1 protein-coding gene and 1 pseudogene are annotated in these 880 nt (G+C 70.2%); both read left to right on the top strand.

Annotation, left to right across the window (positions count from 1 at the left end):
• A pseudogene (locus tag ACYQ8K_RS30125) lies at nucleotides 1-81 on the top strand (TetR/AcrR family transcriptional regulator); the annotation flags it as partial.
• A 326-nt stretch (nucleotides 82-407) separates the two neighbouring features.
• Complete coding sequence (locus ACYQ8K_RS30120; protein WP_036473426.1) at nucleotides 408-791, top strand: hypothetical protein; 384 nt, start codon at nucleotides 408-410, stop codon at nucleotides 789-791.
• The last annotated feature ends 89 nt before the right edge of the window (nucleotides 792-880 follow it).

Raw genomic sequence — 880 nt, 5'->3', positions numbered from 1 at the left:
CACGGCTGGCTGGCGTTCACCTTCGAGCTGTGCCGGAATCGCATCATCGATCCCACCACCAATGCCGATCGCCTCGCCGACTACCTGCGCTCGCGCACCGACACCACCTGGTTCACGTGCGCCCTCAGCCGCGCCGACGTCATGCGCACCGTGGCCACTCTTCACCCCGACGCCGCCGAGCACGCCCACCACGTCCTGGCCGGCCTGGACCTCGTCGCAGTCACCGACCGGCTCCTCGACGTCGCGATCGAGCTCGCCCCCGCCCCGGGGCACACCACCAACGCGCTCCACATCGCCGCCGCCCTGTCCGCCGGCCCCCGACTCCACACCTTGATCACCTACAACCCCGAGCTGACCCGCGACGCCGCAGCCCACCACATCACCACAACTTCGCCCGGAGGTTCACCGTGATACGCGCCCTGATCGCCGCGGTGCTGCTCACCGGCGCCGCCGTCCACTTCTTCGGCGCCCCCGAAGACGCCGCGCTCGGTTACAGCCTTCTGCTGTGCGGAGCGCTCTGGTTCACCTGGCCCGCCGCCCGCGTGGCCGCCCGCCAGATCCGCCGTGTGCGCCGCCGGCGCCATCCCCGCCGCGCTCCCGCCAAGGCCGCCGCTCCCGGCCCCCACCTGACGCAGATCAACCACCATCACCACTACTACAGCGGTCCGCCTATGGCGACACCGCCGGTCACGCTACGCCCGGACTACAGCCGCCCGGCACTACCTGAGCGCAGCAGCCAGCAGCTCGCCCATGACGCCATCTACAACACCATCGACAGCGACACCCTGTAGCCCATGAGCAGCACAGACCAAGTCCTCCACACCGACCACGGCTGGGAAAACGGCCGCCTCATCTTGGCCTCGCTGGCCCCACGCACAAC

Source organism: Mycobacterium sp. MUNTM1 (genome assembly GCF_054660795.1).
This window is presented reverse-complemented; position numbering and strand designations above follow the sequence as displayed.